Raw genomic sequence first — 20,539 nt, 5'->3', positions numbered from 1 at the left:
AACGATACTGGTAACGCCTTAATTCACAATGAAGTACCTATTTTTTTTATTCTTACTCACTCCCAAGGCATATGCTGAACAGTATCATTTTGCCTCTATTAATTATTTAATTGAGCAAGAAGTAGGAAGGATCGTGCTCCCTGAAATTTATAACCGACTCGGGATCAAAATCACAATCTCGCCGCTACCAGGTAAACGTGCGCAACAGGAAGCCCAATCGGGATTGAAAGACGGTGAGGTAATGCGTATCTATAGTTATGGTACCGAAACGCCTTCAACAATTCGGATCCCTACTCCCTATTATCATTTAGAAACAATGGCCTTCATTAGAGCCGATAGCAATATAAAAATAAATACTATCAAAGATTTAAAAAAATACCAGATAGTGAAAGTACGGGGCGTTAAACATACTAACAATATCACCAAAGGCATGACTAATGCGAAAGATTTAGACACCACCATACAAATGTTAAGACTTGTTTCAGCTGGGCTCGCTGATGTGGCCCTGACCAATACAATTGACGGCTTAGTCGCCCTAAAACAACTCAAAATCACCAATGTCAGACCAATCTCTAAAAGCCTAGATCGCCAAAGCTTATACCATTATGTACATAAATCACTGCAACATTTAGTCCCCAAGGTGAACCAAGAAATAAAAAAAATGAAAGAGACCGGAGACCTTGATACGCTGATACAAGACGCTGAACAACAAGTGCTTAAAAATAGCTTGGGTCAAATAACCCACTAATACAATGGCACCTTATCCGCACTATTAACCCGCTCTCTTCACGTAATTATGTTAAAATTTACACACAAAAAACACAAAGCAAGACCAAATTAAAAACATAAAAAACACATCCCCATCCATTTAGTTTTTAAAAAATACAAAAAGCAGTATACACACCTTAATAAAGCAATCATTTTGTATCAGTAATAACAACTTTCAAACACGGAATATTTAGAAATACTGAATAATTACTAGGTGTTTTTGTACCTAAATATGTTTTAATCCTGCAAAATTTCATTGCATCAGTTTAAAATGCTCAAATCATCTGTAATAAGCAAGTCTCAGCCGGTTATGCAGCAATCATATTATCCATGTTAGTCATTGGTATTTTTGCTCTGGTAAAGCTTTCATTAGTAAATGACAACGTACAAAAGATCACAAAAGTTGCACAACCCACGGAGAAAAGCGTTAGCCTAATAAGCCATTATTTGCAAAAGCTCAACCTCAATATTTACAAGCATTACTACGCACACACGTCACGCGAATAACAGCAAGTCGCAATTTACAGTAACCAAGATCAGACAGCAAAGCGGCAATCATTTGCCGCTTTCACTACACCCCCAGTGCCTGTAGTAGAGTAGTCACTTGTTCGATGTCACTCTCAGACGTCTCCCAATTGCTTAATGCAGCTCTAATAATAGGTTTTCCCTGCCACACACCTGGAGTCATAAATACTCGACCCGATGCATTAATCGCCGCTAGACATGCCTCTACACTTTTCAATGAATGCGATGCATTAGGGCAAAATAGCACCACATTGAGTTCACATGACTTAACCAACTCATAATACTCACTTTTAGCCAACCACTGAGCAAATGCCTGCGCAGACGTAATGTTATTTTGTATTTGCTTTTTAATCCCTTCTTTACCGTAGCCAATTAAGGTCGCCAAAACTGGTAATGCTCTGAATCGACGCGAGTTTTCTATGCCCATAGACCTAAAGTTAGTACCCCCAGAAGTCGTGTTTAAATAAGGTGCTTGTACATCACACGTCTGTACCAAGTAGCGGGGTTGGCGAGTTAAAAATACACCACAGTCATACGGTACATTGAGCCATTTATGGCAATCGAGAGTAATGCTATCAGCACACTCTATCCCGGCTGTTTTTCCATTGGGGCCAGTTAGTAGCCGCTCAAAAATACCAAATGCAGCATCAACATGAAGCCATGCCCCATGAAGTTTGCATAACTGGCTGATGGCTCTGAGGTCATCAAAATCAGTCCCCGTGACAGTTGCTGCACTGGCTATCACCAACTTTCCTTTGCAATTACTGTTAGACAGCATATGTGCCAAAGAATCAGTACACATGGCTTCGCTATTAGACAAAGTACGAACCTGATGCCAACTCTTTTGACCAAACCCTGCCATGCCTAAACTTTGGACCATACTCGCGTGCGGTGTTGCCGCATATATTTCAATAGCTAATCCCGCCATGCCATCCAACGCAACATCCATTCCTTGCTGCTTACCTAAACACTGCCGAGCACTTAACGCACCCAATACGTTTGCCGCAGTTGCACCAGTAGTAAACACGCCCTTAAAGTCGGCGGGTAAAAAGAACAGATCACATAACCAAGCTAGAGTGTGTAGCTCAAGTTCGGAGGCAATAGAATCTCCTCGCTGCGCAACATTTTGATTAAATAAACTGACTAACCAATCTGCAAAGGTTGCACAGGGGTTAGCGCCTCCGGTAACAAAACCCCAATAACGCCCACCATTACTGGCCGACAAATTGCCTACAACATGTTGATTAAAAAACTGATAAAAATCATTTAACCCAGCGCCATGCTCCGGCATAGGTAAGGTTGCCAAAGTTTGATTCTTAGATGCAACATCCCGCGCGTCCAGTTGATCTCGAAATTGACAGAACTGCGCTTCTAACAAGCCAATCATACTTTTTTGAATATCTGAAGTGTACTGCATTTTTATTCCTAATGAGTGACGATACATACATATTAGTTTATGCTGATAAAAATAAGGTAACAGATACAAAAAGTGGACTTTTTTAGATAACAGATGAAGCAAAAAGCAAAATATAAACAACTCGCTCAGCAACTAATTAGCAAAATAGAGCAGCGAATTTATACCTCTGACAAACCACTTCCTTCATTAAGGTCGTTTTGCGATATTCAACAAGTAAGCATGACAACGGCGTTAGCTTGCTATCGATATGTTGAGTCACAAGGTTATATCACAGCGCATCCAAAACGTGGCTACTTTGTCACTACGCCCATAGCTGGTGCAGTAAAATATGACTTTCCAAACTTTGTTGCCAAGCCCACCCAGTCAAAACATTCAGCGCGTTCTAATGAGCTCATGCCACAATCGTTAGCCACCGCAGAACTTGGCGCTTCATTGGTGGATCATAAAGCGCTTAGTGCATCACTTGCTCAAGCATGCCGCCATAGTGATTTGATCTGGGGCTATGCCTGTATACAAGGAGAAGCAACATTAAGGCTTGCGCTTAGCAAACATTTTAGTACACAGGGATTTGCACTGTCCGAAAAAGAAATTTCAATCACCCACGGCTGCCTCGATGCGGTGCAACTGGCTATTTCGGTACTCAGCAATGAACACGACATCATTTTGGTCAGCTCCCCCTGTTACAGTGGCTTACTTGATATGTTACACACACTTAAAAGGCGCGTGATTGAAATTCCAAGTACACATGATGGCATTGATCTAGTACAAATGGAGTACGCTATTCAACAGCACAATGTAGTGGCATGCTTGCTCACTGCTAACCACCAAAACCCAACGGGCCATAGTTTGAGCAACAGTCAAAAACGCCAAATTGCCCAGTTAGCCAACACCTATCAATTACCAATCATAGAAGATGATGTATTTCGCGAAATTAGCCATAATCGCACGCCACCGCTTCCCATCAAGCACTTTGATGAAAATGGTTGGGTTATTTGGTGTGCGAGCTTTTCAAAATCATTATCCGCAGGCCTTCGATTAGGGTGGTGTGCGCCAGGTCGATACTTTGATGCGTACATTACACAGCAAAAAGTGCGAACCTCAGGGGTTAATAAACCCCTTCAGTTAGCAATTGCACACTACATCAACCGAGGTCATTATCAGCAGCACCTCAAACGCACAAATAATAAGCTGGCCTCCCATAAAAACTTATATATCACACTGCTCAACAGCATCTTACCCGTTAATAGCAGCATATATATTCCCCATGGTGGTATGGTGCTATGGATAAAAGTGCCTGATCTTGATTCGGATATGCTAGCAACAGTGTTAGTATCGCAACATATTTTTATAAAGCCAGGTACCGTATTTGGCACAACGAAACACTATAAAGAGTGTTTCAGGTTGAACTTTGGGCTGGAATTCACCGTCGACATTCAGACTCAGCTTAATAAAATAGCTAATGAAATCAATAAACAACTAACATAGCAATTACAATCAAGACATGCGACACTAGCGAAATAAAATAGGGACATCATACTGAATTATTAAGCACACTTTATGCAAAACTTAACACACGGTTCTATTTATAAACATCTCTTTAATATGTCAATGCCAATTGCCTTTGGTTTGTTAGTGCAAACCTTTTACTTTATTGTGGACCTCTACTTTGTCGGTCATTTAGGCGATGTTGCACTGGCGGGCGTAAGCACTGCGGGTAATTTGTTCTTTTTCGTTCTCGCATTGACCCAAGTATTTAACGTAGGGTGTGCGACTTTAGTCGCTCATGCAATTGGCCGAAAAGACCCCCTTCATGCAAGTGCGGTATATAGTCATGCGTTGTTTTACGGCATAGCTGCCTGCTTAATCATTAGTGTGTTTGGTTACTTATTTGGCCACCACTATTTTTCTCTATTAGCGGCTACGGAAGCCATTGAAACCGCAGGGGTAACATATTTATATTGGTTTTTACCTTCATTAGCGATGCAGTTTATTTTAACTGTGGTATCAGCCTCTATGCGTGGCTCTGGGCTGGTTAAACCCTTTATGATCATACAAATGGCTGCGTTGTTATTAAATATTGTTCTGTCTCCCATACTGATCACTGGTGTGGGTATTTTCAACGGTATGGGTGTCGCAGGAGCTGGGTTTGCCAGCTCTCTTGCAGCCTGCTCAGCTGTGGTTATGGGTATCATGTATATCAAACGTACGCCTAATATTCTCAAATTAAACAAACAAAAAGTCACGCCCAACGCACCGATATTAAAATCGCTACTAAAAATTGGCGGGCCAGCAGGCAGCGAGTTTATGCTGACCTTTTTATATATGGCGATGATTTACTGGGCACTTAGTCAGTTTGGTACAGACGAGCAAGCAGGATTTGGTTTGGGGTCGCGGATCATGCAAGCACTCTTTTTACCCGTAATGGCCATTGCTTTTGCCGCACCTGCGATTGCCGCACAAAATTATGCAGCCAGTAAAATGAAGCGTGTGTTCACCACATATAAAGTCACGACCATCGCCACTACCTCATTAATGTTTGTATTGGCTTTACCCTGTATTTTCTTTCCTGAGTTTTTTTTCACACCCTTCAGCAATGATCCGGCAGTTATTGCCGTCGCAGCAACATTTTTAAGTTATGTGGGGTTCAATTTTGTACCTGCTGGCCTCGTATTCTCATACTCAGCCATGTTCCAAGCGTTTGGCAATACCTGGCCGGCTTTGTTCAGTACATTGGTAAGAGTAGGCCTATTCTCTATATTGTTGGTATATTTTGTGACACAAACACATATGGAAATCACCACCGTGTGGATACTTTCGGCCGCTACCGTTTTCTTACAAGCAATATTAAGCTTTGTACTTATACAGATGATGCTCAAAAAGAGATTATTGAAACGAGCCAAAATCACCACATAAGCTATTATTTTGCGGTAAGAATTGTGCATTAGTTGACCTAATGCACACTCTATAAGCAATAAGCAATAAGCAATAAGCAATAAGCAATCATGAAACTTACACTGAAAGAATCTGATTTCATAACGCAAATAGTACAACGAGAAAGTACAGCACAATTTGACCTAACATTGTCAAAACCAGAGGCCGCTCAGCTAAAGCAAGTGACGTGCAACTTTTAGCAAAAATTAACTCTCAACTCATGTACTTCCCTGCACACATTGATGATCAAAGTGATGGAGACCTCACAGTAAGCTGCGAGCTACCCAGTATCGTGGATATCAACAATCATTACCGTCATTGGCGTACAAAAGAATTAGAGCATACTCAGCTACGCTAATCACATCTTCCTTGCCCCTGTAAAGTACTTTCTCTGTCATTATCTGGATTAGTCGTGCGCACATGTCCCTACAAAGTACATAGTTTGAACGATCAATTTACAGATGTCACCGTCAATCTCACCCTAGCACAACAGAACAACGTTCGATTTGATGTAACATTGGGCCGCCTCATTAATAACAACACCATCGCACTAGAAATAATGAACACTCACGATGGATACGCTCATTTAAAACTGGCGATTTTTGAGTCCGACAATCAACAATAGCGCTCGCCATCGCTATTATCTATCCAACCACAACTCGCAACGCTAAGAGTAAAAAAGCGACACCCAGTACTTTATCAATAACGGTTTGCTTTTTGGTTAAATCAAATTTATCGCGTGCTTTGGCAGATCCAATAGAGACAATGAAATACCACACAGTATCAATCACCAATACAGTCGCACACATGAGCATGGCCACCGTCATCGTCATAGCTTCTGGATCTATAAACTGTGAAAAGAGTGCCACGAAAAAGATAGCCAGTTTAGGATTTAAAAAAGCAATGGCAAAGCCATCTTGCGCGGCTTGCTTATAAGAGGTGAGAGCCTGAGTATTTGAGACAGTAAGTCCTGATGATTGACTCATCAGTATATGTATTCCCATATAAGCAAGGTATGCAGCACCACCATACACTAACGCATTATAAACAATTGGAAAATGGCTAATTAAGCTCGCAAGACCTGCCAATGATAAACCGGCATATACACCCACACCCACTCCATGAGAAACGCTGGCAACAATACCGTGCCTTGCACTGTTATATAACGAATGGCGCAATACAACAGCCAAACTTGGCCCAGGCGACATGGCCCCTACCATACAAATAAATACCAAACTCAACCACGTTGATAATTCCACTGCTCACCTTACCGCCACATCAAAAAACCGCATAGTACAACAACGCTCTTCGCCCGCAAATTGAATTTCACTCGCAATATGCAAATAAGTCATTGCAAGATGCAACAAATTCACATGTAAAAAAGTATGAAAACTATACTTTTCATTATATTACAAGTTGGAACATCACATGCTTAAAGAGGTGTATATTACTTCTGCTACTGGCCTTTAATTATGAAACAAACTTACATCGCAACAATGTGTATGCTGTTCGCCGCAGGAAGTGCGATAGCTGACCCATTTGAAAACTGTCCGAGTAAAGCCTTTTTAATGCAAAACTCTGTTGCAAAGTTGTACGGTATTGATCTGGTCTCGGCGAAAGCCACAACCGTAGCAGCAAGTTTAACCCGCGAAGGCGCAGCTAACACCTCAAGCGTGAACGCAGTGGGATTTAACTACAAAGATCAATACATGTATGGCTACAGTAAACAATCACCTAGGCGCATAGTACAAATAGGCAATGATTATGATATGACAGTGCTCGATGTAACGGGGTTACCCGAAACCAACTTTTACGTGGGTGATATACAAGTTATCGGGTCTGGCGCGAGCCAAGAAGCCTATTATTTTGTATACACCCCTAATTCTGGACTTTATAAAATTCCACTTAATGGCGATCTTACGCAATCTATCGCCTCAATTCACTATACAGGTAGTGAGAATTGGGATCTTAACATCTTTGACTTTGCATTTCACCCTAACAGTAATTTACTTTACGCGATGGAGTCTAACGGCAACTTGCATGAAATTAACGTGGACACCGCTACCACAACGTTCATAACACAGTTAGACACAGCAGGTGATAGTGGCGCGTTTGGTGCGGCTTATTTTGATGTTGACGGGCAGTTCTACGCCAGTAACAATAAAAGTGGAAAAATACACATAGTCGATTTATCCACAAGCCCAGTTGTAGGGTACACACCGACAGCAGCCATTTTTACCAGTGGCCCTAAATCAGGGCAAAATGACGGTGCGCGTTGTGCTATTGCGGAAGTAAAAGTCACTGATAACTCGATCGACTTTGGCGATGCGCCAAATGGTTATGCGACCACGCTTGCAGATAGTGGTCCGCGTCATTTATACGACCCGAATGATGATGGTGTAGACCTTATTTATTTAGGTGCGACTGTTGATGGAGAAAATATTAATACCGCAGCTGATTTAGCCGCTTCACCAATCGATGTTGCTCTATCACCTTTTTGCACCAAACCAATGCCTTGCCCATCGGCTTTAGTTGTTTAAGAAGGCACAAATAAATTATCGACTTGAGCATTACCGATGGCATTATCAACAACCTTCATCAATAAAGACCCACACTGCCTTTGTGCACTGAGTATGATATGGGCAATTATGCCGCCGACACTGCATGACTCAAGCGCATTTTTTAGTAAGTTGATTAACCTCAGTTCTGCATAAGAATCATAGCCTAGCTAATTTTATACCCTGCTTTTTAGCCTTAAAGGTATAAGCAATCAATCTTGCCATTAAACTAACCATAAATGAGATACAACTAAGGTGTTTTGTATGGTCTATTTGAGCCATGTTTTTTAGCTGATCGAAAACAGTTTCAATGATGAAGCGTTTTGATAGCATTACTCTATCCCAAGATGAGATTGACTGACGTTTCATATTACTTCGTTGGCCTGTAATAAAATCAATGCCTTGCTCAGCAAGTTCCGCTTTTAGGCTTGCAGATACAAAGCCTTTATCAGCGTATAAGCTACCTGTATTATTCACGACAATATCTAGTGCTGGCTTGTGTCATCAATATTTCCAGTGGTCACTTTTACGACGAGTAAACCGCCTTCGTCATTCATAATAAGGTGAAGTTTAAAGCCATAAAATCAGTCCATTGTTCCTTTGCCTCGTTTGGCTTTGCCTGCAAAAACTTGGTAGCAAGGAATACGCATGTTGTAACAAACCTTAAGTGAAGTTGAATAAATGAATGCTATGCCTGTTAGCTTATCAAAGCGCGACTATAAATAACTATACAGAGCGGGTAACGTAGCCTGAAGCTGTAACTCCACCCCATTTAGTACAGCTCTTTTGTAGAATTTTATGCGGCCTTGTTTTGGTTTTCCGCGCCAAGCAATGATCTGTTTTAGTGTCCTAATTACTCTCTCAGCCGTTAAACTGGTATCAACTTCAATCGCTAATGCTTGTCGATTGAAGTCATCAAGTACATTCAATGTTCTGAACCGATGTCCATAGCTTAATGAATCACTCATAAAGTCCATTGACCAAGATTCGTTATGTTCTGCTGGGGCACTTAACGGTTCTGGCGTTCTCGTTGGTACACGGCGTTTTCCTTTACGTCTTAAGTTGAGTTTAAGCATGTTGTAAACTCGTTCAACACGCTTCTTATTCCAAGGTTTACCCTTGTTGCGAAGCCTTTTAAATAGTTTGGGCAGCCCCCATCTTTGGTGGCGTTCGACCAATGCTAGCAATGCGTCGATAACTTCATCATCTGATGGCCGTTTATGTTTGTAATAAAAAACTGAGCGGCTTAGCCCAGCCACTTCACAAGCAAATGCGACGCTGACGTTAAATTGAGTTCTCAAATGCTCAACCCAAGCTCTGCGTCTACTTGTCTTTACAGCTTTTTTGCAATGATATCCTCAAGCATCGAGTGCTTTAAGCTCAACGTTGCAAACATATCTTTTAGCTTACGATTTTCTTCTTCAAGTTCTTTAAGGCGTTTAACATCAGACGCTTCCATACCACCATATTTTGAGCGCCATTTGTAAAATGTGCTTTGGCCGATGCCATGTTTGCGGTAAATTTTACTATTTTAGTTAATGGAAAATTCTACTTATGAACTGTTTTATTTTTAGGGGGAGTTACACAAGGTACTGACTTTATTATAAAAAATGAAGTGATATGAAAGGTGAGTCAGTAGCATCTTGTTTAGAATGATGCATTCAAAGCGTTTCATCATCAAGACTGTTTTCGACTATCTACTAAACATGACTGAATAGACCATACAAGGCATCGAAGCCTCATCTCATCTATGATTAATCTAACAGCTGGATCAATCGCATACACCCTTCAGACTAAAATGCAGAGTATAAAAGTAACTAAGATTTAATTCCTATGCAGATATGAGGCTAAATAATTTTTTACTAAAATTTTATTCGTCTGTTGTACCATATGTTGCAAGCAATAGTCTTTATAACCTTGTTCCAATTTTTAAAAAAGTTTACTACTTCAATCTATACTCATAAAAGTAAAGCATATTTTCTTATAAAAAAAATTATTTAATAATAATCAGGGGAGGGTATTGGTAAATTATAAATACCTCGCTTTCATTTTTAACAATATATCCTATATTTAAATCGTTGTATTGCTTCTTAAACGGAGAAAACATGCAAAAAGAAACACGATTTACAGCCGCTGGGTTGGCCATAATGTTAGCCTGTATTCTGATTTTATGGATAGCGAGCCCTTTATCCAATCTCATATCGTTGATTCTTTTTGCCATATGCCTGGTTTCAGCTACCGCGATTTTTAAGTTGCACCAATCAAGTCTAACTCAGCTTCAAAACGAATTAGCAGAAAAAGCGACTTCTACAAGCCCAAGTTCACAATCTAGTGATGACCTAAAACAGTATTTACAGTGGGTTGAAGAGCTGATACCCGTTTGGGCAAAACAGCTAGAGTTAGCTCGTTTTCAAGGAGATAATTCAGTAAATGATTTAGCTGCTACCTTTGCTGATATACGCAATAAACTTGAGGTAGCGATAGAGGCCTCTCAAGCTACATCAGGGGACATGCACAGTGAAACAGGTTTAACTCATATCATTGATCGCGCGGATAAAAGGCTAAATCAAATCCTTCGTTCCTTAAATGAAGCTATGTCTGGGCGAGACGAGTTGCTCAGTGAGATAAATAATCTGACTTCTATTGCAGAGGAGCTTTCTCACATGGGTGATGAGGTAGCAGGTATTGCTTCTCAAACGAACTTGTTAGCATTAAATGCTGCCATTGAAGCAGCTCGAGCTGGAGAGGCGGGTAGAGGTTTTGCTGTTGTAGCGGATGAAGTGAGAACGCTGTCAACTCGTTCTGGTGAAACGGGCACCCGTATCACTGAGAGAATAGGTCAAGTAAATTCCACATTATTCAGTACGTTAGAGAAAACTCAAAAATTTACTAAACAAGATGTCAAGCTTATAGAGAAGGCTGAAAATGTAATTGAAGAAGTCATTAACCAATATCGAGATTCAGGCATGAAAATCATCGAATCTGCAGGGCATTTGGAAGAAGAAAGTCGCATGGTTAAGTCTTCAATAGAAGAAGTAATTGTCTCACTACAATTTCAAGACCGCGTAAGTCAAATGCTCGATCAAATTCATATCAATATGAATAAATTCTCTCCCAAAATTTCGCAGGCTTTAAATGACATATCAGCAGGTTCTGCTGTAGAAGAGATTAATTCCAAGCAATGGCTAAGTGACTTTAAGAGCACTTATACAACGGTTGAACAAGTACAGATGCATGAAGATCAATCAGCAGAAACGAAGCAAGCTGAGAAATCGGAGATTACATTTTTTTAGTAAGTTAATAATCCCAGTAATAAATATGAAAGGGTGAGTTTAATGAGCAAAAATATTTTGATTGTTGATGATTCAGCCAGTGTTCGTCAGGTGGTATCAATGACGCTAAAAGGGGCTGGTTACAATGTGATTGAAGCTATTGATGGTAGAGACGGTATTGCTAAGCTTGATGGCAAAAAAATTCATTTAATTATATCAGATGTCAATATGCCAAATATGGACGGTATTAGTATGGTTAAAGAAGTTAAACAGATGGCTAATTATAAATTTACGCCCATTATTATGCTAACAACAGAGGGGGCCGAAGAGAAAAAAAGACAAGGGCAAGCAGCAGGTGCAAAAGCCTGGATAGTTAAACCGTTTGAGCCCGCAAAAATGCTTCAAGCAGTGTCGATGTTGGTTTTACCTTAACAAAAGGAAATCAGTCCATGGCTTCTATAAAAGTGACTCAAAAAAGAAACAACTCTACTGAAATCTCCTTCGCAGGAGGGCTAACAATATACTCTGTTATGGAAGCCTATCAACAGCATTTCGAGACATTCACTTTTAAGCAGTTAGTAGTTTTTAAGCTTGATAAAATAGAAGAGATTGATACTGCTGGTATACAGCTTATTACCTCCATCATTAAATCTTTATTAGAGCAAGGCAGTCAATATCAAGTTAGTAGTACCAGCGAACCTGTTAAGGAGTTTAGTGAGTTATTTGACCTAAAGTTTTTAATGAATTACGAGGTGCAATCTTCGCTAGGAGTAGAATATGTCTCTTGATGCTGCATTAGAAACATTTTACGTTGAAGCTCAAGAGCATTTAGAGCTAATGGATAACAACCTTTTGCAAATGGATGACGGTTATATCAATAACGATATACTCAATGATATTTTTCGCTCAGCTCATACTATAAAAGGGTCTGCTGGTATATTTGGACTAACTCACATAGTTGATTTTACGCATGTGGTTGAAAACGTACTAGATAGAGCACGTGATGAAAAGATAGTCATTGAAAAACCGCTAATAGATTTGCTGTTTAAATGCAGAGACCACATGGTAACCATTGTTGCTTTGTCTATTGATGAATATAAACAGCAAGTTGAAGTTCAAAAAAAAGGCCAATTACTAATTGAGCAACTATTACCTTGGGCCGATAAACAAGCATCACTTGAGCCAATAAATGAAAATAAAGTAGAAGGTAAGTCAAGCATTGAAACTGGTGGGTTTTGGCATATTTCACTTCGCTTATCTGAAGATTGTTTAAAAAACGGCATGGACCCCATGTCTTTCATTCGTTTTTTATCAACGCTTGGTGAGATCCACCGAATTGTTTGCCTCACTGACAAAGTACCTAAATTGGTTAAATTAGACCCAGAGCAACTCTACTTTGCTTTCGAAATAGCTTTAGAGTCAGCGTCAAACAAAGAAGAAATTGAGAACACTTTTATGTTTGTCCAAGACGATTCTCACATCGTAATCTTGCCACCCAATGCATCAGGTAAAGACTTTGCTGATCTAATAGAACAATTACCGGAAGACAATAGGTATTTAATTCAAGTACTCAAAGAATGTGGCACATATAAATCACTCGACGAAAAACACACTGAGGTTCAAGATAATGCGACTTTAACCGAGATATCAACTAAACCGATAAACTTAGCAGAAAAACCAACGTCAAATAAATCCATAAAACAAACGGCGCCCAGTAAGCAAATTAGAATTGATTCAGATCGACTTGATCACTTGATCAATTTAATTGGTGAATTGGTGATTAATCAGCAGCGTGTCGATTTACTCGCAGGTAAAACTAGAAACACAACACTTATAGAGGCAGTTGATGACTTCGAGAGTTTTACAGAGCAAATTCGTGATGCCGCATTAAATTTACGAATGATCCCTATAGGCGGGACTTTTCAGCGCTTCAAACGAATAGTAAGAGACACAGCACAAGAATTAGGAAAGAACATTGGTTTAACAATCATAGGTGCTGAAACTGAATTAGATCGTTTAATGGTAGAGAAAATAGCCGATCCTTTAACGCATATTGTTAGAAACGCGATGGATCATGGGATCGAATCTGTTGAAGAGCGAATAGTTTCGGGTAAGTCTCCTAAAGGTGAATTGATATTAAAAGCTTACCATGAATCAGGACATATTGTTATTGCAATCAGTGATGATGGTAAGGGGATTAATAAAGAGGGAGTTCGATTAAAAGCGATCGAAAAAGGCATAATTTTTCAGCACACAGAGTTAAGTGATCATGAACTTTTTAATTTGATTTTTCATCCTGGTTTTTCAACCGCTGCACAAGTTACTAATCTATCGGGACGCGGTGTGGGTATGGATGTCGTTAAGCGTAATGTGGAGGCACTACAGGGAAGCATTGAGATTCTAAGTGAGAAAGGGAAAGGGTCTGAGTTTCGTATTAGTTTACCGCTAACGTTGGCGATAATCGATGGTTTTCACGTCGAGTGTAGTGGCACTCATTTTATTATCCCACAAGCAACTATCATTGAATGCCTTGACTTAGCAAGTCATGTTGAAATTGATGAACGCAATTGCATTAATTTACGTGGCGATATGATCCCCTATTTAACCATGAGTGATGTTTTTAACTTACAACTTCAAAATCGTGATTCTGATAATGCGTTGGTTTCTCAGGTGTCGATGGCAAAGCAGCCGAAAGAAGAATTAGTTATTGTGCAATTTGGGGGTAATTTGGCGGGCATCGCCGTTGAGCGTCTTCACGGTGAAGTGCAAACAGTAATCAAACCTTTAGGACCAATTTTTAAACCATTAAAAGGTATAGGTGGTTCTAGTCTGCTGGGTAATGGAGATATTGCCTTTATTTTAGATATTCCGCAATTAATAGAGCTTGCGATTGATCAAGACAAGCGCATGAAACACATTAACAAAACACAGGAGTAAGAGGAATCATGAGTCAAGTTGCAGAACAACTTAGTACCTCCACTCAACGAAGCCAATATTTGACCTTCTCTATTGGTAAAGAGCATTTTGGTATGGAACTTCATCAAACACGAGAAATTATAGAGTATGCCGGTATCACCGAAGTACCACTAATGCCCCAGTTTTTATCTGGGGTCATTAATCTCAGAGGTGAAGTTTTACCAGTTATTGATCTATCTGTCAGGTTGGGCAGAGAGCCAATTACAATTCACAAACGCACATGTGTGATTGTTGTCGAGTTACATGGTTATGAGCAGTACTGTGTGCTTGGTCTACTAGCTGACGCGGTAAACGAAGTGGTTGAATTGTCGTTATCAGATGTTGAAGATGCACCTGCTTTTGGAGCTAAAATTCGAGCGGAATTTATTCAGGGTATCGCTAAGGTAAAAGATGATTTTGTTATTTTACTGGATGCAGAAAAAACGTTGTCACCAATTGAGTTGGCAAGTTTAGTTGAGGCAGAGTTGCAATAATTGTAAAGAAGTATCATAAGGGTACAAGAGGAAATTATCATGTTAGATAAAGTAAGCTTAAAAACCAAAGTGTTATTTCTTGGTGTTGTTGTGATCACCGCTTTGCTTTCGTTAGGGCAAGTTTCATTAAGTAAATTATCTGAATTCCACGAAACTACAGAAAAAGATTTTAAAACAGTCAGTCAGCAAGTAGAGTTATTAACTTATATCACGAATGCACATGTGATTTTCAAGATCCAAGTACAAGAGTGGAAAAATGTTTTGATCCGAGGTAATGAGAAAAAGCAATACGATAAATATGCCACTCGTTTTCAAGCTAACTCAGACAAAGTACAGGAATATTTGGCTAGTGCTTTAAAAATTAGCAAGTCATTAAACTTAGATACCGAAGAGCTAGCCAATGTAAAAAAAGATCATGCTGACTTAAAGAGCGCATATATGGCTGCATTAGCCAATTTTGATGCGCGTGATCGACTGACTGGTCAAAAGGTAGATAAAAGTGTGCGCGGCGTAGATCGTCCAGCTAGTAAAGGCATGACAAAAATCGCAGCTGATACTGAAGCTTTGTTTAAAAAAGTAATTACTGACACAATTAAGAATATGGAAGTTCAGTATCAGAAAGTCGAGACTTCTTTGAGCTCGTTTGTTGTTTTCGGTTCATTATTGGTTTTGGTCGTTATGGGCTGTATCTTTTGGGATTTATTTAAAACACTAGGAGGTGAACCCAGTTATGCTGCGCATGTATGTAATCAAGTTGCACAAGGCGTTCTAAGTGTTGACATTAGATTAATGGCTAATGACAAGGGATCGTTGTTACTCAGTATCAGTAATATGAAAAACGAGCTTGCAGCTATTATTACTGAAGTAAGGAGCTCTTCCGAGGCGCTGAGTGCAGCCTCGTCGCAGGTGAACTCTACTGCCCAAACAATTGCTAAAGGTGCGTCAGTACAAGCTGCAAGTGTTGAAGAAACTTCAGCGTCTATGGAGCAAATGTCTGCTTCTATTTCTCAAAATAATGAAAATGCCAGTATCACAGATGGAATGGCACAACAAGCTGCGAAAGAGGCTTCTTCTGGCGGTGCTGCGGTTTCTGAAACTGTTGATGCAATGCAGAAAATTGCAGAGAAAATAAGTGTTATTGATGATATTGCTTATCAAACAAACTTATTAGCGTTAAACGCGGCAATTGAAGCTGGCCGAGCTGGAGACCATGGTAAAGGGTTTGCAGTCGTTGCTTCAGAAGTGAGAAAACTTGCAGAACGTAGTCAGGTGGCTGCGCAGGAAATCGGTGAACTGGCCAAAGATAGTGTGGTTCGTGCTGACAAAGCAGGTAAATCCTTACAAGAAATGGTGCCATCTATAAATAAGACGGCAGACCTTGTTCAAGAAATTGCAGCAGCCTCTTCAGAGCAGGCTACGGGTGTTCATCAAATTAACGAAGCAATTTCTCAAGTGAATCAAACCATGCAACATAACGCCGCGGCATCAGAACAGCTAAGTGCCACTTCAGAAGAAATGAATATTCAAGCAGTTACCTTACAAGAGTCTGTAAATTACTTTACTTTAGATGAGTTTTTAACACCTAAGCAGAGGCAAAATAAATCTAATAAGGTAAATAAATCAAATAATGATTCGAAAAATATGGCGGGAATGAACGTTAAAAGCACAATGGGTAACTCGGCCAATAAATTAGGTAAGAGTCGCAATGAAAGTGACTCAGATGATGAAAAGTTTGTAGACTACGATAAATAAGCTGACTGACGACGATGACTATTTGCACCAATGAGATTGTACCTTCAGAACAAGAGTTCTTATTATTTCAGAGCTTAGTACATTCAAGATTAGGGATAAGTTTACCCAAGCATAAACGTGTCATGCTTGGGCATCGTCTATTCAAACGTGTCAAGTCTCTAAATTTATCGAGTTTTGGTGAGTATTATCGTCACATTAACTTGTTAGAAAATGCTCAGGAAATGGAACGTGCATTGGAACTTATTACGACCAATGAAACCTTCTTTTTTCGCGAAGAAAAACATTTTGATTTTTTAAAAGATGAAATATTAAGTCAAGTTAGTCCTAATAAAGTCTTTAAAGTGTGGAGCGCTGCCGGTTCTTCAGGTGAAGAGCCATATAGCATTGCTATGACACTCCAAAAACACTGTATTACGCCCTGGCAACTAAAAGCCTCAGATGTAAATAACAGTGTGCTAGAACATGCTCGAAAAGGCATATACATTGATGACCGAGCAAAATTCTTACCAGCGGAGTATCGCACTGCTTATTGCATGAAAGGAACTGACGAATACGAAGGTTATTTACGTGTCAAACCAGAGCTGAGAAAGAAAGTAGTGTTTTTTAACTTTAATTTACTTGATAGCATGGCTGATATGGAACATGTCGACTTAATTTTTCTTCGCAATGTCATGATTTATTTCGATGACGATACCAAACAGAAAATTGTCAATAATTTACAAAAAACTCTGAAACCAGGAGGTTGGTTGTTTATCAGTCATTCTGAAACGTTGCATGGGTTATCTCATAATTTTGAATTGATAAAACCAGCTATTTATAAATTGAATTCTAAGTCTGAATAAAGTTTGTACAAATGAATACAGATATTAATTTGCAGGCAGGAGAAGCGTATTTTGGTAAGGCGCCAAAACGAATCAGAACACTCTTGGGCTCTTGCGTTGCGGTAACTGTTTGGCATTCAGAACTCAAATTAGGTGGTTTATGTCACTATTTAATATCAGAAAGAAAAGATAACACAAACTCAACTAAGTCAGGCGATTATAAATATGGTAAGCAGGCATTAGCATTTTTGAAACAGCAGATGATGTGCAATGCTGATTTAAAGGAATATGAGGTTGGCATTTATGGCGGAAGCAACATGTATAATTCTGAAAGTTCTTCTACTATAGGTGAAAAAAACGTCTCTTATGCTCATCAGTGGTTAAAGCAGCTGGGTTTAAACGCTAAGAATGAAGATGTGTTAGGTGAAGTGTGTCGAACACTAATTTTAGATTTGTCGACAGGCGATGTTCATTTAAAAAGATATCAGCAAGAGCAGTAAGTGAATAAAAATGGGAGATAGATATGGCAATCAACGTAATGATAGTTGATGACTCGGCTGTTGTCCGCCAAGTCATATCAGCGGTCCTAAACGAAGCTCCTGACATAGAAGTGTGTTCAGTCGCAAATGACCCTATTTTTGCTTATAGCAAAATGCAAAAGGAATGGCCTGATGTAATTATTTTGGACATAGAAATGCCACGGATGGATGGCATTACCTTCTTAAAGAAAATTATGGCTGAGCGACCAACGCCTGTGATTATTTGTTCTTCTTTGGCCCAACAAGGTGCAGAGTTATCAGTCTCTGCACTGTCTGCAGGCGCGTTTGACATTATCAGTAAACCGACTCTGGGAGTTAAGAGTTTCTTAGAAAGTGCTGGAAAAGAAATTATTACTATAGTTCGCGCTGCTTCAGTCGCAAAAGTAGACAAATTTACATTGTCTGATCCGACTTCATCATTTGAATCTAATCACACTGACGATGATGTTATGGATTTTGTTAATGGTGACACTGACAGAGTGGATGATTTAGATTTAGCCAGCTTAGCCCAGACCACTGATAAAGTTATCGGTATTGGCTCTTCAACTGGTGGCACGATTGCTCTAGAGAAAATATTAACTAAATTGCCCCGAACATGTCCCGGTTTGGTGATTGTTCAACATATGCCTGAAAAATTTACAGCTGCTTTTGCAGAGCGATTAAATGGTTTATGTGAGGTAGAAGTAAAAGAAGCGACATCTGGAGATAGAGTCATACCGGGCCGAGTACTGATAGCACCAGGAGGGAGACATTTACAAGTTAAACGATCAGGTGGGCAGTATATAACGATTGTTTCTGAAGGTCCTGCCGTTAATCGCCATTGTCCATCTGTTGATGTGTTATTTAAATCTCTTGCAAAAAACGTAAAACAAAATGCGACAGGTATTATATTAACAGGAATGGGTAATGATGGTGCAAAAGGGTTATTAGCCATGAAAGAATCAGGCAGTAAAACAGTGGCACAAGATGAGGCATCTTGTGTGGTATTTGGTATGCCAAAGGAAGCTATTAAGTTAAATGCTGCTCAACAAGTTGTAGACTTGAAAGATATCACAAGGTTTATTAATTAATTTTTGGGCTAGGTTGTTATAGGTATACAAATGGAAAAACCAAGAGTACTAGTGGTGGACGACAGTGAAGTTCAGAGAGCTCATGTGATTGGCTTATGTAAAGTACAGGGTATTTACGATTTTGATATAGCTGAAAATGGTCTAGTTGCCCTTGAAAAATTGACTTTGGCCAAATACGATCTTGCATTTATTGACCTAGAAATGCCTGTTATGGATGGTGTTGAATTAGTCAGACGAATTGCTGAAAAAAAATTAGTTAAATCTGTTATTATTTTAAGTTCAAAAGATCCTTCTCTTATTTTGAGTATCGGTACCATGGCAGAAAATGATGGATTATCAGTCGTAGGTTCTTTTCAAAAGCCACTCAAAGGTGAAGAGCTGGTGACTAGTTTAAAGCGGTTTGAGCGTGGTCTAGCGCAAGTAAAAACTGAACAAGCGAAAATAGATTTAACTGAACAAGATATTCTCCAAGGTATTCTTAAAAAAGAAATCATACTGCACTATCAACCTAAATTAACGGTAAAGGGTCTACTTTTTAAAGGCGTTGAAGCTTTATCTAGATGGCATCATCCAAAACGTGGGGATATTTCACCGGTAGAATTTATTGCAGCTGCAGAGCGATATGGCATTATTTCAAAGTTGACCATATATTTATTTGAGCAGGCCTTAAAACAAAAAGCGGACTGGTTTAGTCATGGGTTAAATTTTCATTTGTCATTTAACCTATCACCATTGTCTTTGTCAGAGTATAGTTTAGCCGATGATATCGCCGCTCAAGTCGAAAATTATCATGTCTCCCCAAAAGATATAGTGTTTGAAATAACAGAAAACGCCTTGTGTGGTGAAGTATCAAAGGCCATAGAAACGCTAGCAAAGCTGCGTCTGAAGGGGTTTAAGATTGCAATCGACGATTATGGAACTGGTTTTGCCAATGCTCAACAGCTTTCAAGAGTACCTGCAACAGAACTAAAACTTGATCGTATCCTTGTCGACAATGTAGCAACAAACCCTCAACAACAGGCAATCCTAAAAAGTACGGTGGGTTTAAGTAAAGATTTGCAGCTAGAGACTGTAGCTGAAGGCATAGAGCACTTGGAAGATTTTAAGTTCATTCATCAATTAAATGTCGACCTTGTTCAAGGATATTATTTTGCTAAACCTATGGCGGCAGACCTACTTATTGATTGGCTCTCGCATGATTTGACTGGTATTCGTAATCAACTTACTAAAGATCTAACAGCCGAATAAAGTTCATCATTAGTCAAAAATCTTTTCTGATGTTATTTGAGTACTTATCCCCGAATTCAACATCGAAGTGCGACACTCTCCATATCAAGCGGCCATTATTTCTTTGAAAATAACTGCTGGCTGCTTGAACCCTAAACACTTTCTAGGACGGTTGTTAATTCTTGATTGGGCAAACTGAATATCTTCATC

The 20,539-nt window shown here is 39.5% G+C and carries 19 protein-coding genes and 4 pseudogenes; 17 read left to right on the top strand and 6 right to left on the bottom strand.

Translation table 11 applies throughout. From position 1 onward, the window contains the following. Nucleotides 1–28 precede the first annotated feature (28 nt). Entirely contained in the window at nt 29–748 is a 720-nt protein-coding gene (locus tag CWC18_RS10090; protein WP_138675196.1) for a substrate-binding periplasmic protein, read from the top strand. A gap of 591 nt (nt 749–1,339) precedes the next feature. On the opposite strand, the gene CWC18_RS10085 is transcribed toward CWC18_RS10090, so the two are convergent. Further along, the gene (locus tag CWC18_RS10085; protein ID WP_138675195.1) at nt 1,340–2,710 is read right to left on the bottom strand and encodes a pyridoxal phosphate-dependent decarboxylase family protein; all 1,371 of its coding nucleotides are present in this window, start codon (nt 2,708–2,710) and stop codon (nt 1,340–1,342) included. A gap of 93 nt (nt 2,711–2,803) precedes the next feature. Between CWC18_RS10085 and CWC18_RS10080 the strand changes: the two genes are divergently transcribed. From CWC18_RS10080 to CWC18_RS10070, 4 genes are all read left to right on the top strand, one after another. Beyond that, a complete protein-coding gene (locus tag CWC18_RS10080; protein WP_138592312.1) occupies nt 2,804–4,195 on the top strand; it encodes a PLP-dependent aminotransferase family protein in 1,392 nt (463 codons plus the stop codon). 72 nt (nt 4,196–4,267) lie between these two features. Beyond that, nucleotides 4,268–5,623, top strand: a complete 1,356-nt coding sequence (locus CWC18_RS10075) for an MATE family efflux transporter (RefSeq protein ID WP_138675194.1) — start codon at nt 4,268–4,270, stop codon at nt 5,621–5,623. A gap of 205 nt (nt 5,624–5,828) precedes the next feature. After that, nucleotides 5,829–5,999 carry a hypothetical protein gene (locus CWC18_RS21015; RefSeq protein ID WP_171041078.1) on the top strand — a complete coding sequence of 57 codons (171 nt, stop codon included), beginning with the start codon at nt 5,829–5,831 and terminating at the stop codon, nt 5,997–5,999. Between the two features lie 84 nt (nt 6,000–6,083). Continuing rightward, nucleotides 6,084–6,266 (top strand): hypothetical protein, encoded by a 183-nt coding sequence (locus CWC18_RS10070; protein WP_138592310.1) that lies wholly within the window; start codon nt 6,084–6,086, stop codon nt 6,264–6,266. Nucleotides 6,267–6,285: 19 nt separating this feature from the next. On the opposite strand, the gene CWC18_RS10065 is transcribed toward CWC18_RS10070, so the two are convergent. After that, nucleotides 6,286–6,900, bottom strand: coding sequence for a LysE family translocator (locus tag CWC18_RS10065; protein ID WP_138592309.1), 615 nt, complete (start codon nt 6,898–6,900; stop codon nt 6,286–6,288). A gap of 213 nt (nt 6,901–7,113) precedes the next feature. On the opposite strand from CWC18_RS10065, the gene CWC18_RS10060 reads away from it, so the two are divergent. Continuing rightward, nucleotides 7,114–8,181, top strand: a complete 1,068-nt coding sequence (locus CWC18_RS10060; protein ID WP_212747726.1) for a DUF6923 family protein — start codon at nt 7,114–7,116, stop codon at nt 8,179–8,181. A 177-nt stretch (nt 8,182–8,358) separates the two neighbouring features. Here the strand turns inward: CWC18_RS10060 and CWC18_RS21860 are convergent. From CWC18_RS21860 to CWC18_RS10035, 3 genes and pseudogenes are all read right to left on the bottom strand, one after another. Continuing rightward, nucleotides 8,359–8,954, bottom strand: a pseudogene (locus CWC18_RS21860) (IS982 family transposase); the annotation flags it as partial. Between the two features lie 63 nt (nt 8,955–9,017). Next, a pseudogene (locus CWC18_RS10040) lies at nt 9,018–9,458 on the bottom strand (DDE-type integrase/transposase/recombinase); the annotation flags it as partial. 74 nt (nt 9,459–9,532) lie between these two features. Next, nucleotides 9,533–9,703, bottom strand: a complete 171-nt coding sequence (locus tag CWC18_RS10035) for a transposase (protein WP_283235308.1) — start codon at nt 9,701–9,703, stop codon at nt 9,533–9,535. Nucleotides 9,704–9,848: 145 nt separating this feature from the next. On the opposite strand from CWC18_RS10035, the pseudogene CWC18_RS21935 reads away from it, so the two are divergent. From CWC18_RS21935 to CWC18_RS09985, 11 genes and pseudogenes are all read left to right on the top strand, one after another. After that, nucleotides 9,849–10,027: pseudogene (locus tag CWC18_RS21935) on the top strand (transposase); the annotation flags it as partial. A gap of 277 nt (nt 10,028–10,304) precedes the next feature. After that, on the top strand, nt 10,305–11,492 hold the full coding sequence (locus tag CWC18_RS10030) for a methyl-accepting chemotaxis protein (protein WP_138675192.1): 1,188 nt from the start codon (nt 10,305–10,307) through the stop codon (nt 11,490–11,492). Nucleotides 11,493–11,534: 42 nt separating this feature from the next. Then, on the top strand, nt 11,535–11,903 hold the full coding sequence (locus CWC18_RS10025; protein ID WP_130255207.1) for a response regulator: 369 nt from the start codon (nt 11,535–11,537) through the stop codon (nt 11,901–11,903). A gap of 17 nt (nt 11,904–11,920) precedes the next feature. Then, nucleotides 11,921–12,259: an STAS domain-containing protein gene (locus CWC18_RS10020; RefSeq protein WP_130255208.1), complete on the top strand. Its 339-nt coding sequence runs from the start codon at nt 11,921–11,923 to the stop codon at nt 12,257–12,259. Further along, nucleotides 12,249–14,408 carry a chemotaxis protein CheA gene (locus CWC18_RS10015; protein ID WP_138592304.1) on the top strand — a complete coding sequence of 720 codons (2,160 nt, stop codon included), beginning with the start codon at nt 12,249–12,251 and terminating at the stop codon, nt 14,406–14,408. Before CWC18_RS10020 ends, CWC18_RS10015 begins: the two co-directional genes overlap by 11 nt. Before the next feature lie 8 nt (nt 14,409–14,416). Beyond that, nucleotides 14,417–14,920 (top strand): chemotaxis protein CheW, encoded by a 504-nt coding sequence (locus CWC18_RS10010; RefSeq protein WP_130255210.1) that lies wholly within the window; start codon nt 14,417–14,419, stop codon nt 14,918–14,920. A 39-nt stretch (nt 14,921–14,959) separates the two neighbouring features. Next, a complete protein-coding gene (locus CWC18_RS10005; RefSeq protein ID WP_171041076.1) occupies nt 14,960–16,672 on the top strand; it encodes a methyl-accepting chemotaxis protein in 1,713 nt (570 codons plus the stop codon). Between the two features lie 14 nt (nt 16,673–16,686). After that, entirely contained in the window at nt 16,687–17,514 is an 828-nt protein-coding gene (locus CWC18_RS10000; protein ID WP_138592303.1) for a CheR family methyltransferase, read from the top strand. Between the two features lie 11 nt (nt 17,515–17,525). Further along, nucleotides 17,526–17,993, top strand: a complete 468-nt coding sequence (locus tag CWC18_RS09995; protein WP_138592302.1) for a chemotaxis protein CheD — start codon at nt 17,526–17,528, stop codon at nt 17,991–17,993. Between the two features lie 23 nt (nt 17,994–18,016). Beyond that, complete coding sequence (locus CWC18_RS09990; RefSeq protein WP_138592301.1) at nt 18,017–19,102, top strand: protein-glutamate methylesterase/protein-glutamine glutaminase; 1,086 nt, start codon at nt 18,017–18,019, stop codon at nt 19,100–19,102. Nucleotides 19,103–19,132: 30 nt separating this feature from the next. After that, nucleotides 19,133–20,350 carry an EAL domain-containing response regulator gene (locus CWC18_RS09985; RefSeq protein WP_138675191.1) on the top strand — a complete coding sequence of 406 codons (1,218 nt, stop codon included), beginning with the start codon at nt 19,133–19,135 and terminating at the stop codon, nt 20,348–20,350. 84 nt (nt 20,351–20,434) lie between these two features. On the opposite strand, the pseudogene CWC18_RS21470 reads toward CWC18_RS09985, so the two are convergent. Beyond that, nucleotides 20,435–20,539, bottom strand: a pseudogene (locus tag CWC18_RS21470) (IS30 family transposase); the annotation flags it as partial.

The sequence above is a fragment of the Pseudoalteromonas aurantia genome, from assembly GCF_005886875.1.
Lineage (GTDB): Bacteria > Pseudomonadota > Gammaproteobacteria > Enterobacterales > Alteromonadaceae > Pseudoalteromonas > Pseudoalteromonas aurantia_A.
The sequence above is the reverse complement of the archived record's forward strand: the minus strand, read 5'-3'. Positions and strand labels throughout refer to the sequence as shown.

What these genes read in the sequence shown, in the direction of transcription:
- CWC18_RS10080 (WP_138592312.1), top strand. Translation starts at nt 2,804, where the DNA reads ATGAAGCAAAAAGCAAAATATAAACAACTCGCTCAGCAACTAATTAGC.
- CWC18_RS10030 (WP_138675192.1), top strand. Translation starts at nt 10,305, where the DNA reads ATGCAAAAAGAAACACGATTTACAGCCGCTGGGTTGGCCATAATGTTA.
- CWC18_RS10010 (WP_130255210.1), top strand. Translation starts at nt 14,417, where the DNA reads ATGAGTCAAGTTGCAGAACAACTTAGTACCTCCACTCAACGAAGCCAA.
- CWC18_RS09990 (WP_138592301.1), top strand. Translation starts at nt 18,017, where the DNA reads ATGGCAATCAACGTAATGATAGTTGATGACTCGGCTGTTGTCCGCCAA.
- CWC18_RS10025 (WP_130255207.1), top strand. Translation starts at nt 11,535, where the DNA reads ATGAGCAAAAATATTTTGATTGTTGATGATTCAGCCAGTGTTCGTCAG.
- CWC18_RS10085 (WP_138675195.1), bottom strand. Translation starts at nt 2,710, where the DNA reads ATGCAGTACACTTCAGATATTCAAAAAAGTATGATTGGCTTGTTAGAA.
- CWC18_RS10060 (WP_212747726.1), top strand. Translation starts at nt 7,114, where the DNA reads ATGAAACAAACTTACATCGCAACAATGTGTATGCTGTTCGCCGCAGGA.
- CWC18_RS09985 (WP_138675191.1), top strand. Translation starts at nt 19,133, where the DNA reads ATGGAAAAACCAAGAGTACTAGTGGTGGACGACAGTGAAGTTCAGAGA.
- CWC18_RS10020 (WP_130255208.1), top strand. Translation starts at nt 11,921, where the DNA reads ATGGCTTCTATAAAAGTGACTCAAAAAAGAAACAACTCTACTGAAATC.
- CWC18_RS10075 (WP_138675194.1), top strand. Translation starts at nt 4,268, where the DNA reads ATGCAAAACTTAACACACGGTTCTATTTATAAACATCTCTTTAATATG.
- CWC18_RS10015 (WP_138592304.1), top strand. Translation starts at nt 12,249, where the DNA reads ATGTCTCTTGATGCTGCATTAGAAACATTTTACGTTGAAGCTCAAGAG.
- CWC18_RS10005 (WP_171041076.1), top strand. Translation starts at nt 14,960, where the DNA reads ATGTTAGATAAAGTAAGCTTAAAAACCAAAGTGTTATTTCTTGGTGTT.
- CWC18_RS09995 (WP_138592302.1), top strand. Translation starts at nt 17,526, where the DNA reads ATGAATACAGATATTAATTTGCAGGCAGGAGAAGCGTATTTTGGTAAG.
- CWC18_RS10090 (WP_138675196.1), top strand. Translation starts at nt 29, where the DNA reads ATGAAGTACCTATTTTTTTTATTCTTACTCACTCCCAAGGCATATGCT.
- CWC18_RS10000 (WP_138592303.1), top strand. Translation starts at nt 16,687, where the DNA reads ATGACTATTTGCACCAATGAGATTGTACCTTCAGAACAAGAGTTCTTA.